Source organism: Helicobacter sp. UBA3407 (genome assembly GCF_949747025.1).
GTDB lineage: Bacteria > Campylobacterota > Campylobacteria > Campylobacterales > Helicobacteraceae > Helicobacter_D > Helicobacter_D ganmani.
Map to the genome: position 1 here is coordinate 1 of NZ_CATKCB010000147.1, position 12,920 is coordinate 12,920.

At 36.1% G+C, this 12,920-nt stretch carries 13 protein-coding genes; 11 read left to right on the forward strand and 2 right to left on the reverse strand.

Annotated elements, in window-relative coordinates:
• Both Q1553_RS05345 and Q1553_RS05350 read right to left on the reverse strand, forming a co-directional pair.
• The coding region (locus Q1553_RS05345) for an inorganic phosphate transporter (RefSeq protein ID WP_300842796.1) at positions 1 to 1,355 on the reverse strand (1,355 nt) is incomplete at its 3' end.
• 139 nt (positions 1,356 to 1,494) lie between these two features.
• Positions 1,495 to 1,944 (reverse strand): GatB/YqeY domain-containing protein, encoded by a 450-nt coding sequence (locus Q1553_RS05350; protein WP_115550950.1) that lies wholly within the window; start codon positions 1,942 to 1,944, stop codon positions 1,495 to 1,497.
• Between the two features lie 124 nt (positions 1,945 to 2,068).
• On the opposite strand from Q1553_RS05350, the gene flgH reads away from it, so the two are divergent.
• The 11 genes from flgH (at position 2,069) to Q1553_RS05405 (ending at position 12,901) form a co-directional block, all read left to right on the forward strand.
• Entirely contained in the window at positions 2,069 to 2,764 is a 696-nt protein-coding gene (flgH, locus tag Q1553_RS05355) for a flagellar basal body L-ring protein FlgH (RefSeq protein ID WP_297600857.1), read from the forward strand.
• 55 nt (positions 2,765 to 2,819) lie between these two features.
• Entirely contained in the window at positions 2,820 to 4,286 is a 1,467-nt protein-coding gene (thrC, locus tag Q1553_RS05360; protein WP_297571596.1) for a threonine synthase, read from the forward strand.
• Between the two features lie 10 nt (positions 4,287 to 4,296).
• On the forward strand, positions 4,297 to 5,193 hold the full coding sequence (gene glyQ, locus Q1553_RS05365) for a glycine--tRNA ligase subunit alpha (protein ID WP_115550953.1): 897 nt from the start codon (positions 4,297 to 4,299) through the stop codon (positions 5,191 to 5,193).
• Positions 5,180 to 5,917, forward strand: a complete 738-nt coding sequence (locus Q1553_RS05370; protein WP_115550954.1) for a Nif3-like dinuclear metal center hexameric protein — start codon at positions 5,180 to 5,182, stop codon at positions 5,915 to 5,917. Before glyQ ends, Q1553_RS05370 begins: the two co-directional genes overlap by 14 nt.
• Before the next feature lie 24 nt (positions 5,918 to 5,941).
• Positions 5,942 to 6,655: a zinc ribbon domain-containing protein gene (locus tag Q1553_RS05375; RefSeq protein WP_297571595.1), complete on the forward strand. Its 714-nt coding sequence runs from the start codon at positions 5,942 to 5,944 to the stop codon at positions 6,653 to 6,655.
• 6 nt (positions 6,656 to 6,661) lie between these two features.
• Complete coding sequence (gene waaA, locus Q1553_RS05380) at positions 6,662 to 7,921, forward strand: lipid IV(A) 3-deoxy-D-manno-octulosonic acid transferase (RefSeq protein ID WP_297571594.1); 1,260 nt, start codon at positions 6,662 to 6,664, stop codon at positions 7,919 to 7,921.
• 77 nt (positions 7,922 to 7,998) lie between these two features.
• The gene (locus Q1553_RS05385; RefSeq protein ID WP_297600854.1) at positions 7,999 to 8,745 is read left to right on the forward strand and encodes an RluA family pseudouridine synthase; all 747 of its coding nucleotides are present in this window, start codon (positions 7,999 to 8,001) and stop codon (positions 8,743 to 8,745) included.
• Between the two features lie 111 nt (positions 8,746 to 8,856).
• Positions 8,857 to 9,807 (forward strand): methylenetetrahydrofolate reductase, encoded by a 951-nt coding sequence (locus Q1553_RS05390; RefSeq protein WP_115550957.1) that lies wholly within the window; start codon positions 8,857 to 8,859, stop codon positions 9,805 to 9,807.
• A gap of 177 nt (positions 9,808 to 9,984) precedes the next feature.
• Positions 9,985 to 10,950, forward strand: a complete 966-nt coding sequence (locus tag Q1553_RS05395) for a YeiH family protein (RefSeq protein ID WP_366145724.1) — start codon at positions 9,985 to 9,987, stop codon at positions 10,948 to 10,950.
• A gap of 21 nt (positions 10,951 to 10,971) precedes the next feature.
• Positions 10,972 to 12,135, forward strand: coding sequence for a putative peptidoglycan glycosyltransferase FtsW (locus Q1553_RS05400; RefSeq protein WP_115550959.1), 1,164 nt, complete (start codon positions 10,972 to 10,974; stop codon positions 12,133 to 12,135).
• A gap of 19 nt (positions 12,136 to 12,154) precedes the next feature.
• Positions 12,155 to 12,901, forward strand: a complete 747-nt coding sequence (locus tag Q1553_RS05405) for a 3'-5' exonuclease (protein ID WP_115550960.1) — start codon at positions 12,155 to 12,157, stop codon at positions 12,899 to 12,901.
• The last annotated feature ends 19 nt before the right edge of the window (positions 12,902 to 12,920 follow it).

The window sequence follows — 12,920 nt, forward strand, 5'->3', positions numbered from 1 at the left end:
GCTCTTTTTCTACGAATAGAAGCATTACGAAATTTATCCAAAAATTCTTTAACCTTTTCGTTATCTTCTCCCTTGCGAGACTCTAAAATCTTTAACTCCATCTCTTTGTATTGTCGTTTTAGATGTTCGCGCAAAAAACCTATTCCAAAGACTGCACCAATTGCGATATGAGTAGAGCTTACAGGCATTCCCAATTCACTTGCAACCAACACAGTCAAAGCCGCACTCATTGCAATACAATAAGCACGCATCTGGTCTAATTCTGTAATTTCACTACCCACCGTGCGAATGAGTCTTGGTCCAAAAAGCGCAAGCCCAATAGAGATTCCAAGCCCACCAATCAACATAATCCAAAAGGGCACACTGATTTGGCTAGCGTCAAATGCAACTTTCAAAGCACTATTAATTGCCGCTAATGGTCCAACAGCATTTGCCACGTCATTTGCGCCGTGTGCAAAGCTCAAGAGTGCCACCGCAAAAATCAAAGGAAGAGTAAAAAGCTTGTTAATTTCTTCTTTTTTATTTTCTAGTCCCTCTAAAGCTTTCTTGATGATAGGTTTCACAACAAAATAGACTACAATAGCAATAAAAATGCTAATACCAAATGCGATTTGCGGCTCCAATTGAATGACATGCTTTAAACCTTTGTTGATTAGATATAAACTAAATGCCCAAGTCATAAAAGCTATCAAGTAAGGCACGATATTTTCCGCTGATGTTTTCTTGTTTTTTTTGTAGGTAATGGTATGTTTAATAAAAAACAATAGAATTGCGGCAATCACTCCACCCATTATAGGAGAAATTACCCAACTGCTTGCAATTTTACCGAGTGCAGTCCAATTCGCCACACCAAATCCACCTGCTGCGATTCCAGCTCCTAGAATTCCTCCAACAATAGCGTGTGTTGTAGAAACAGGCGCACCAATCACAGTGGCAATATTTAACCAAATTGCACCAGAAATTAATGCTGCGAGCATCAAAGTAACAAACTGACTAGAATCACCAATGGCATCTGCAGAAATAATCCCTTTACTTACCGTGCCGACGACTTCTCCACCCGCAATCAATGCTCCTAAAATCTCACATATTGCCGCAATAATAATTGCGCCTGTCATTGTCAAAGCTTTAGAACCAACAGCTGGTCCCATATTGTTTGCTACATCGTTTGCACCAATATTTAGTGCCATATATCCACCTACAATTGCTGCAAATCCTAGTAAAATCGGATTCGTAACGCTCTCCGCAAAAGCAACCATTACGATAATAGCAAGGACAAATACAAAGATTATGCTTACTTTTTGCAAACCCTCTTTGTTTATCTTGAACCCTTTATCAGGCTGTAAAAAACTCTCCATACACTCTCCTTAAAGAATATTGCAAAATTAACATATATCAATACTTTTTATAATTATAGCATAGTTTGACCTAACAAATTATTAATTTTAAACAAATTTTCAGAATCTTGCTTTTATTTTGTCTTGGTTTTTTGGGATTCTATTCTAGCATATTCTTCAACATTTCACTTATACGCTTACCATCTGCAACCTCTCCTAATGCCTTGCTTGCAACACCCATAATTTTTCCCATATCTTTTTTGGATTTTATTCCTAATTCATTCAAAATTTTCTCCAATGCTTTGCGCAAATCCTCATCATTGAATTGTTTTGGTAAATATTCCATAATCATTTGCATTTCAAAATTTTCTTTTTGATAGAGATCTTCTCGCCCTGCCTTTTGATAAGCTTCTGCTGCTTCTGCTCTTTGTTTATAAGCCTTTTTAAGAATCAAAATGACATCTTTATCCTCCAAAACTTTTCTTTCATCTACCTCAATTTGTTTGAGCGCACTACTCAGCATTCTAAGCGCATCACGTTTTTCTTTATGATTCTCTTTCATTGCGCTTTTAATATCATTTAAGATTCTTTCTTTGATTGCACTTGACATTCTTAAACCCTTTATTTTGGAATGAGCTTTGCTTAACTCTTTTAAAACTTTAGGATTATACCTAAAATTCACATAAGGAAATGCTATGAAATATAGAATCGTCTTTTTCCGTACTTTGTCGTTTATGTCCTATGTTATGATTGGATTATTGTTTGTAGGTTGTGCCACGACAGACCCACAAATCTCGTTTCGCCCCCCAGCCTATGTAGAAGAGCTACCACCAAAAGAAGAGGAAGATAATTTTGGCAATCCGGGAAGTATTTTTGGGCAAGGAGATAATTTGCTATTTTCTGACCGCCGCGCAATGCAACTTAATGATTTAGTAACCGTAATTATCAATCAAACAGCACAAGCAAGCTCTACTGCCAATAAGAATCTTAATGAAACTTCCAACTCCAATTTGACAGCACCTGGAATCACTTTTGGAGGACCAAGCAGTACCATTGCCAAGCTAACAGGCAAGCTAAACAATCTTACACAATTCGGCATTACAAGTGGCGACAATACTTCAGCTTATCAAGGAACAGGTTCTCAAAACAGACAAGAAACTTTTTCCACAACGATTGCAGCGCGTATTATCAAAGTAATGCAAAATGGCAACTATTTCATTGAAGGTAGCCGCGAAGTGTTGATTAATGGCGAAAAACAAATCATTCACTTAAGTGGCGTTGTGCGCCCGACAGATATTGCGCGCAATAACACCATAGAATCCCAATACATTGCCGACGCAAAAATTATGTATGATACACAAGGCGAGCTAAAGAAAAGCACAGAAAAAGGTTGGGGAACAAAACTTATTGAATCCATGTGGCCTTTTTAAGACAAATTTTGTCTTGATTTGCTAAAATACGCAAATTTATTTACAAAGGATTTGCGTGCAAACACAACATTTCATCGGAACACGTGGGGGACAAGACTTAGCATTTACCTTTAAAGATGCAGTTTTAAATCCTAATGCTGCATTTGGGGGGCTTTATACAGCCAAAAAATTACCAAAATTTGACGAAGATGTAATTAAAGAATTCAGTCAGCTAACTTATGAGGAATTAACACAAGAGATTTTTCATCGTTTAGGGCTTAATGTGCATAAAGAACTCTTAGAGGAAGCACTTAGCCTTTATGAAGATTTTGACAATTCTACCACTCCAGCACCCCTTTATTCTGTGCATCCTTATCTCAATATCCAAAAGCTTTATTGCGGACCTACGCGCGCCTTTAAAGATATGGCATTGCAACCATTTGGAGTTTTGTTTGGCGGTTTTTTAAGAGAATCCAAAAAAGAAACTGATTACCTTATTTTGGTAGCAACTAGTGGCGATACAGGACCTGCAACTTTGCAAAGCTTTGCCAACAAGCCGCAGATTAAAGTTGTCTGCATTTACCCAGAGGGTGGGACAAGTGAAGTGCAGCGACTACAAATGACGACTATTAATGCAGAAAACATAAAGGTTTTTGGCATTAAAGGAGATTTTGATGAGGCACAAACCTTGCTTAAAGATCTGCTTAAAGACCCAAGATTTAATGCGATTTTAAAATCCAAAAACATTGCTTTAAGTGCCGCAAATAGCGTCAATTTTGGTAGAATTGCATTTCAAATTATTTATCATGTTTATGCAAGCTTGCAAATCTTTAAAATCAATCATCAAAAAATTCATATTATCGTCCCAAGCGGTAACTTTGGTAATGCTTTGGGGGCATTTTATGCAAAACTAATGGGATTCCCAATTGAACGCATTTGGATTGCGTCTAATGCCAACAATGTTTTAACGGAGTTTATTAAAACAGGCGTTTATGACATTTCAGAAAAATCCTTGCAAAAAACCTATTCACCCGCAATGGACATTCTAAAAAGCTCCAACATTGAACGCGTATTATTTACTTTATTTGACGCACAACGCACAAGAGAGCTTATGGAATCACTAGAACAAAATGGTAAATATAGCCTAACCAAAGAAGAGCTTGCGTGGGTACAAACTTACTTTAGTGCCACAAGTTGTGATGATAATTACTGCCTCAATATAATGAAAACTTACGCCCAAAAAGGCTATATCCTAGACCCGCATACGGCTTGCGGATTCAAAGCATTTGAGGAAATCAAAGTTAAATTTCCAAACACTCCTTGTGTGCTTTGCTCCACTGCAGAATGGACAAAATTTGCTCCCACATTAGCTAAAGCACTAGATTTGGGAGATTTAAGCGACAAAGACGCGTTAGAGCAAATTTCTAAAGCCTATAAAATCAATATTCCAAAACAAATCTTTACACTCTTTAATCAACAAGAAGTTCATAAGGAGGTTTTCAGTAAAGAAGTTTTAGGTGAAAAAATTCTAGAATGGCTATAAGGAATCTTTAATGCTATATTTCTCTGATTTACTTTTAAAATTACAACAATTTTGGCGCGAACAAAATTGCCTCATTATCCAACCTTATGATATTCCCGCAGGTGCAGGCACTTTTCACCCAGCTACTATGCTTAGAAGTTTGGATTCTAAACCTTGGAGTGTAGCTTATGTTGCACCTTCTCGTCGTCCTACAGATGGACGCTATGGAGAGAATCCTAATCGCCTAGGCAGTTATTATCAATTTCAAGTGCTCATCAAGCCAAGCCCAAACAACATTCAAGAATTATATTTAAAAAGCTTAGAATATTTAGGCTTGAATCTCAAAAACCACGATGTGCGATTCGTAGAAGATAATTGGGAATCTCCAACGCTTGGGGCTTGGGGCTTAGGTTGGGAAGTTTGGCTAGATGGTATGGAAGTAACACAATTTACTTATTTTCAACAAGTTGGAGGGATTCCTTGCGACCCTGTGGCTGTTGAAATCACCTATGGAACAGAGAGATTGGCAATGTATCTACAAGGCATAGAAAATGTCTTTGAAATTGCTTGGAATGAAAATTATACCTATGCAGATGTGCATTTAGAGGGTGAATATGAATTTTCAAAATACAATTTTGAAGTCGCAGATACCGCAATGCTCTTTGAATTTTTTGCCAAAATGCAACAAGAGGGAAGCCGTGCGTTAGAAGCGGGATTACCTCTGCCTGCTTATGATTGCGCTATGCTTGCAAGCCATTTATTCAATGTATTAGACGCACGCAAAGCAATTTCTGCAACAGAGAGGCAAAATTATATTTTAAAAATCCGCGAACTCTCTAAATCTTGCGCAACTCTCTATAAAGAGCAAGAATCCTTGCGTCAAGAGCGTCTCAAACTTGCAAAGCAAAAATCCAATGAAACAGCATAATCTTGCTACCATTCTAAATTTTTTGGACACCTTAAGTCCTTTTGCCCTGCAAGAATCTTGGGATAATTCTGGATTGATTCTAGGCACACCACAACACAATTTTGAAAAAATTTATTTAAGCTTAGAAGTAACAGAATCTATATTAGAACAAATGGAGCGAGATTCTTTACTTATCACGCACCACCCATTGATTTTTAATCCACTTAAAACATTAGTTTTTGAGGATTACCCTGCTAAACTTTTACGATTAGCCATTTTAAAAAACATTCAGCTCGTTGCAATGCACACGAATTTCGATAAAACGCATTTTGGCAAATATATTGTCCAAGAGATTCTAAAAATCCAAGAATTTGAACAACAAGATTTTGTTGTTTATTTTCAATGGAGAGGCACTTTGGAATCTCTTTGTGCGCATATCAAAAACAAACTTTCTCTCAAACAACTAAAAATTACAGAATCACAGAATTTGCATTGCCAAAATATTGCTCTTGTTACAGGCAGTGGTGGGGGATTCGTGCGCCATCTTGCTAAGATAGATTGTCTCATTACGGGAGACATAAAATACCACGAGGCAATGGAAGCCATTATGCGCAATTTTCATCTTATAGATTGCGGACATTATGAATTAGAGCATTATTTTGGAAAAATTTTATTGCCTCTTTTGACAAATCAAGGCTATAAAGCTATAATTTTAGATTCGCAAAATCCCTTTAATTTTGTCTAAATTTTTAACCTTTGGAGCTATGATATGAACAAGCATTTAAGTCAATTAATTGAAATTGCAAATCTTGATAAAGAAATTGATTCTTTTGAGCCTCGCATTAAAGAAGCAAAAAAAGAACTCAATTGCATTGAGGAAGAAGAAGAATCCCTTAAGCACGAAGTGGAAGAACTTGAAAGTGCTTCACGTGATATTTCACTTTCTATTGCCAAAAATGAAAATCATTTGGAAGATCTATCGCTCAAACTAGAAGAAATCGCAAACAAAACTAAACTAATTAAAACAGAAAAAGAAAGTAAAGCCTTAAGCCTAGAAGAAGAATTAGCTAAAGAACAAATCACTTTTGCCAATGAAGAAATTGCTCGCTTAAATACATTGATAGAATCCAAAAAAGATTCTATTGATACTTTAAAAGAAAAAATCAATACTTTACAAATCCATCAGAAAGAAATTGCCCAAAAAGTAGAGGCAGAGGTTGAACAAGTTAAAGAAGAGCAGAAAAAAGTCTTTACTCAAAAAGAATTGCTTGTCAGTAAAATGGACCAAAAAATTATTTCATTCTATGAAAAAATACGCAAATGGGCAAAAAATACGAGTGTCGTGCCTATTACGCGCCAAGCGTGTGGCGGTTGTTTCATTCGCATTAATGACAAAATCTATTCTGATGTGATTCGTTCAGACGATATTATCACCTGCCCACATTGCGGTAGAATCCTTTATTTTCAAGAAGAAAACGCATAATAAAGAATGAAATGTTTTATCGGCATTTATTATTTTATGCTGTGTATTGCGCATTTTTGTGCTATACCTTTTTTATATTTTTTAAGCTTTAAACCAAAATATCGCTTTTCTCTTAAAAAACGTTTTTTTATTCCAGATTCTTTGTTTCCAGACGCAATGGGATTCAAAATCCATTGGCTGCACGCCTGTTCGTTTGGAGAAGTCAAATCTCTACAAGTCATCATAAAATCTCTTAGCAAACAACTTTCAAATAGCGAAAAAATTTTGCTCACTACGACGACACAAACAGGCTTTTATTTGGCATGCAAACTTTATCCGCAATGCCTTGTGCGTTATTTGCCTTTTGAGACTCTGATTCCCTTTTGGCTACACAAAATCACCCTTGCAAGTTTAACTTTAGTAGAAGCGGAGCTTTGGCTAATGCCCTTAGTATGCGCAAAATCAAAAGGAGCGCAAACTTTTTTGATTAATGCAAGAATTTCTCAACATTCCTTTCCAAGCTATCAAAAATTCCGATTCTTTTATCGCAGACTCTTTAGCCTCATTCATCAAATATTTTGCCAAACGCGTTTGGATAAAGAACGACTTGAAACATTAGGAGCTAAAAATATTAATGTTTTAGGGAATCTAAAGTTAGCTGAGATTCCACAGGTTACCACCCATTATTCTTGCCCCAAACAACCTTTATGGGTTATTGCTAGCACGCATCACAAGCACAATCAAAGTGAAGAAGTTTTGATTTTAGAAGCGATTTTGGAAGCTTTTTTCAAAAAAGAGGGTTTTATCCATTATACAGAATCCACTCCGCATTTTTTGTTTGCTCCCCGCCACCCAGAAAGGTGTTTGGAGGTAGAAAGGCAGTTAAATCAAATTTTGGATTCCTATGCTTTACCTCATCTCACTAAAACTTCAGAATTAGGGATACAAGAAGCTCTCAACACCCCCTTTATCCTATTGGATTCTTTAGGAGAACTCCATAATCTTTATGCGGTTGCGCAGGGGGTTATCTTAGGAGGAAGTTTTTTAAAAAGTATTGGGGGGCACAATCCAATAGAGCCTGCCTTTTTTCAAACCAAACTGATTAGCGGACCTTATATTTTTAACCAAAAAGCCCTATTTGCAAGCCTTCAAAACTATACTTTATGCAAGATTCAAAGCCTCTCCAAAGTTTTGCAAAAACACGAAATCCTAAAATCTGCAAAGATTACCAAGAAATTCAATTCCTCAAGCATTATTCAAGCCATTTTATCCACAAAGGATTCCTAGTGAAAAATCAAAAATCCCAAAAAATACAAACGCCTAAGCTAACCAAATCAAGCCCGCAAAGCAATCCCAAGATTCCAATCAATGCGCAAAAAGCTTATAAACTTTTAAGCCTACAAGAAAATATTTCTAATAACGAAGCTAAAAATCTTATTGATAGAGGACTTGTAAGCATTAATGGTAAAAAACTACGCATTGCACGCGCACTTCTTGCACCTCAAACAAAATTCAAAATTCAAACCCCCAATAAGATAATTGAAATTTTTAGAGATTCGCAAATCTTAGCCCTTGAAAAGCCTGCATTTTTAACGAGTGAGGAGATTGCTAGCTCTTATCCAGAATGGGTTTTACTCCATAGGCTAGACAAAGAAACGAGTGGCATTTTATTGCTTGTGAAAAATCAAAGCGCATTCCATATAAAAGCAAAAGAATCTTTCAAACAAATGCAAGTCAAAAAGCATTATATCGCCATTGTGGAGGGTATCATAGAGGAAGAATGCGAAATTACAGCCCCTCTACTCATCAAAAAAGGAAAATTTGCTAGAGTTACGATTGGCAAAAAAGGCGAGGGACACAAGGCAATCACACGAATTCGTCCTCTAGAAATTTCTGGCAAAAAAACCAAAATAGCCGTGGAGATTCAAACAGGCAAAACTCATCAAATCCGTGTGCATTTAGCACATCTTAAGCATCCGATTGTAGGCGATACATTTTATGGGGCAAAACCCGCTAATCGCATCTTGCTACACGCCGAATCCATTGCGCTTTTAGACTACAATTTCACTTGCCCTCCGCCAAAAGAATTTATTTTTATGGATAATGTATAAGATTCCGCAAGCCTAAATATTTAAAATTTATAAATTCAACTTGTATTTATAAATTTTTGATACAATTTCTCTTTAAAACATTATTCATTTATAATCAATTTAGGAACTCTTATGTATCAAACTTCCAATCATTCACTCGCAAATTCTCCTTTCTTGAGTACGCAAATAGAATCTTTTATCCAAAGACTAACCCAACAAGACAAATGCTTCACTTACGAATTTTCTGCTCCTGCTAGTTTTGACCTTGAGCCACTTTTTGACGCATTACATCAAGCACAATTTCTTAATAAACTAGACGCATTTATCTGCACAGATTCTCCTTTGGGCAAACTCAAACACAGCGCAATTTTGGCAAGTTTTAAGCTCCAAAACACCTTTAAGATTCCAAGCATTACAACAATTTCTATGCGAGATAAAAACACGCTTGCTTTACAAAGCGATATTTTAGGAATGAATAGCCTTGACTTACGGATGATTCTAGCATTGACAGGAGACCCTTTGCGGCTTGGCAACCAACCGCAAGCTAAAGGAGTTTTTGAGGGAAATAGCCTCTTGCTTCTTAGAATCATTGAAGCACTCAATCAACAAAGGGATATTAATGGCACTGCGCTAAGTGGCAATTCTAAGCCCATTTACCCTTTTTGTGTCTTAAACTCCTATGCAAACAAAAAAGAGAATCTTTACCGCAAAATGCAAGAAAAAATCCAAAATGGTGCGCAAGCTATTTTTACTCAACCTATTTATGACTTAAATATCGCGCAAGAACTCTTAGAATGGTGTGAAAAAATCAATGCACACAATGATACAAAATGCGCGTTAGTCTTTGGATTCTTTCCTATTTTTTCCTACAAAACTGCTTTATTTTTACATCATAAATTACCCGGCGTATTCGTCCCTATGGCTTTGCTTGAAGAGATGCAAAAAGCAAACAAACAAAATACAGAATCGCAAGTGGGATTAGAAAAAAGCCAAACATTGTTTTCAAATCTTTATCAATTGCACCAAAAATTTCACTTTATGAGTGCAAATAAACCCCATTTGATTGCAAAAATTATTTGCTAAAAGAGAAATAAAAATTATTCAAGTTTTTAGAGAGAATTTGCTACACTTTAATGTTTATTTTGACAAAAATATTATAAAAATTCTAAATTTTTAAGGTTTAAAATGTCTCAAATCACACAATCATTGAAAAATCAAAGAATAAAAACTTTTTTTTGCGAATGGTTAAATGGTTTTATATTGGTACTTTTAGTGAGCTTAGCAAGCTATTACACTGCATCTTTACCCTTTATGTCAAAACTCCATTTATCGCCCTTAATCATTGGTGTTGTGCTTGGAATCCTAGCTTCTCCTCTTTTTAGGCAAGCCCAAAAGACTTGCGACAAAGCAATCGTCTTTAGTGCCAAAAAGCTTCTAAGGCTTGGCATTATTCTTTATGGCTTTAATATAACACTGCAAAGTATTGTTTTTGTGGGCTTCAATGGAATCCTCTTAAGCCTTGTCGTTGTGGTTTTTATTCTTGCCATTGGTTATTTTATTGGTGTTAAACTTTTAAAACTAGACAAAGAAATCACTATTTTAGTGAGCGGGGGAAGCGCAATTTGTGGTGCGGCGGCAGTTTTAGCATTAGAATCCTCCTTAAAATCCGAACCATACAAAGGAATCATTGCCGTAGGAACGGTTGTTATTTTTGGGCTTGTAGGAATGTTCTTATATCCTCTCCTTTATGCTTTGGGATTCATTCCTCTAAGCTTAACGCAGGAGGGTTATTATATTGGACTAACCCTACATGAACTAGCAAATGTTGTAGGTGCTGGGGGAGCGATTGCGCAAGAAACACAAGAAATTGCCTTGATTGTAAAAATGATTCGTGTCTTATTGCTTGTTGCTGTCTTACTTATCATTCCTTATTTCTTTGCAGAAAGCCAAGAGGGAGGCAAAAGAAAATTACACATTCCTTGGTTTGCATTTTGGTTCTTGGGAGTCGTCCTTATACATTCGCTAATAGCCTTACCGACTGCAATTGTTTTTATCTTAAGATTTCTTTCGGGATTCTTTTTGGTTATGGCAATGAGCGCATTAGGACTTCAAGTAGATTTGAAAAAATTTCTTGAATTTGGTGGCAAGGCTTTTGTCTTGGCATTTATTTTGTTTGGGATTCTTACTTTTGGAGGATTCTTTCTTGTTTATTATTTTATTCCATAATTCAAAAATTAAGAGATAGTAATGGTTGATCGCCCATTATTTATTATTAGCGCAAGCCTCATTACGATTGGCATTATTTTTTCTTATTCTCTCTCCTCTTTTGCGATTCTATATTATGATTATGGAGAATTTCACTTTGTTTTGCGCCAGCTGATTGCCGGAATTCTTGGCATTATGTTAATGTGGGGAATCTCTCGTTGCAATCCTGATAATTTTATCCTGTGGTTTGGCTTTTCTTTATTTTTTGGCGGAATCTTTTTAATGTTTATTATGCATTTTTTACCTGAAAGTCTTGCAACAAGTGCCGGAGGAGCAAAGCGTTGGATTCGCTTGCCTTTCTTTTCTCTTGCGCCCGTAGAATTTTTTAAGATTGGATTTATTATTTTTTTAGCTTGGAGTTTCGCACGCAAATTCTCTTTATTGGAGCAAAAAACTCTAAAAGAGGAATTTATCACTTTCTTGCCTTATGTGGCAGTCTTTTTGATTGCAGTCTATTTAATTGCGATTTTGCAAAATGACTTGGGACAAATCGTGCTTTTGGGCGCAACTTTAGCCCTAATGATGACTTTTGCAGGCTCGTCTTTTAAGTTATTTCTTTATCTTTTAAGCGGAGCATTTGCACTTTTTATTCTTGTAATTATCACAAGCACACATCGTATTATGCGCATTAAAGCTTGGTGGGCTGGGACACAAGACTTAATCCTTTCCTTTTTCCCTCAATCCATTGCAAATTCCTTACGCGTTGAGAATCTACCTGAACCCTATCAGATTCAACATTCCCTTAACGCAATTGCAAATGGAGGAATCTTGGGCGAAGGCTTAGGAAATGGCTTAATTAAACTAGGATTCTTAAGTGAAGTGCATACCGATGTAATTCTAGCTGGAATTGCAGAAGAAATTGGTTTTGTGGGGTTGCTTTGCATTAGCTTGCTTTTTGTTGCACTTCTCTTTCGGATTCTTAAAATCGCGAATCGTTGCGAAAATACAATGTATTATTTATTTTGTTCTGGAGTCGCAGTTCTTTTAGGATTCTCCTTTTTAATCAATGCCTTTGGAATCTCTGGATTAATTCCTATTAAAGGAATTGCTGTTCCTTTTTTAAGCTATGGCGGAAGTTCAATTTTGGCTACAAGCATTATGATAGGTATGGTTCTTTCTATCAGCAAAAAAGCCAAAATGTCCTAAGTAAAAACGATAAATAAAAATGCCAAAACAATACGATAAAATTATTTCAAAACTACAAAAACGTCCTTTAAGCCACAATGAATTTTTATCACTACTTTCTGAAGTAGCAGGTTTGTTTGGAGAAAGTGCAAGCGAGCTTGAAATTATCAAAGGAAGTGGAATCCCGCTTGTATTTGCGCACGACAAAGTCTATTTTCGCCCTAGCCTAACCCCCATAAAATCAGAATCTTTTTGCATCATAGATATTGAAACAAATGGACACAATCCTTTGATTCATCGCCCCATTGAAATTGGAGCTATAAAGTTTCACAATGGAAAAATTATAGAAACTTTTGAATCGCTAATTTTTTGTGAGGAAATTCCTGAATATATCACAAAAATCACGGGCATTAATGCTCAAATGTTAAGCAATGCGCCAAAAATTACGAAAGTTTTAGAATCTTTCAAATTATTTTTAGGGGATTCTATCTTTGTCGCACATAATGTAAATTTTGATTACAATTTTCTAAGTCAATCTCTTGCCCATTATGGCTTTGGCTATCTTTATAACACTAAACTCTGCACCATTGAACTTGCCAAAAAAACCCTCCAAGCACCTCGCTATTCTTTAGGATTCTTAAATGAATTCCTCAACATTCATCATCAAAATCTTCATCGCGCATTTCAAGATACAAAAACTACATTGGAAGTCTTTAAAATTTGTTTGCAAAATATTCCTACAAATCTCTATACAAGCAAGGATTTGCTAGAATTTATCAAAACCTAAAAAGGAGCAAACTATGCCA

What these genes read in the sequence shown, in the direction of transcription:
- Q1553_RS05350 (WP_115550950.1), bottom strand. Translation starts at nt 1,944, where the DNA reads ATGTCAAGTGCAATCAAAGAAAGAATCTTAAATGATATTAAAAGCGCA.
- flgH (WP_297600857.1), top strand. Translation starts at nt 2,069, where the DNA reads ATGTCCTATGTTATGATTGGATTATTGTTTGTAGGTTGTGCCACGACA.
- glyQ (WP_115550953.1), top strand. Translation starts at nt 4,297, where the DNA reads ATGCTATATTTCTCTGATTTACTTTTAAAATTACAACAATTTTGGCGC.
- Q1553_RS05370 (WP_115550954.1), top strand. Translation starts at nt 5,180, where the DNA reads ATGAAACAGCATAATCTTGCTACCATTCTAAATTTTTTGGACACCTTA.
- Q1553_RS05375 (WP_297571595.1), top strand. Translation starts at nt 5,942, where the DNA reads ATGAACAAGCATTTAAGTCAATTAATTGAAATTGCAAATCTTGATAAA.
- waaA (WP_297571594.1), top strand. Translation starts at nt 6,662, where the DNA reads ATGAAATGTTTTATCGGCATTTATTATTTTATGCTGTGTATTGCGCAT.
- Q1553_RS05390 (WP_115550957.1), top strand. Translation starts at nt 8,857, where the DNA reads ATGTATCAAACTTCCAATCATTCACTCGCAAATTCTCCTTTCTTGAGT.
- Q1553_RS05400 (WP_115550959.1), top strand. Translation starts at nt 10,972, where the DNA reads ATGGTTGATCGCCCATTATTTATTATTAGCGCAAGCCTCATTACGATT.
- Q1553_RS05405 (WP_115550960.1), top strand. Translation starts at nt 12,155, where the DNA reads ATGCCAAAACAATACGATAAAATTATTTCAAAACTACAAAAACGTCCT.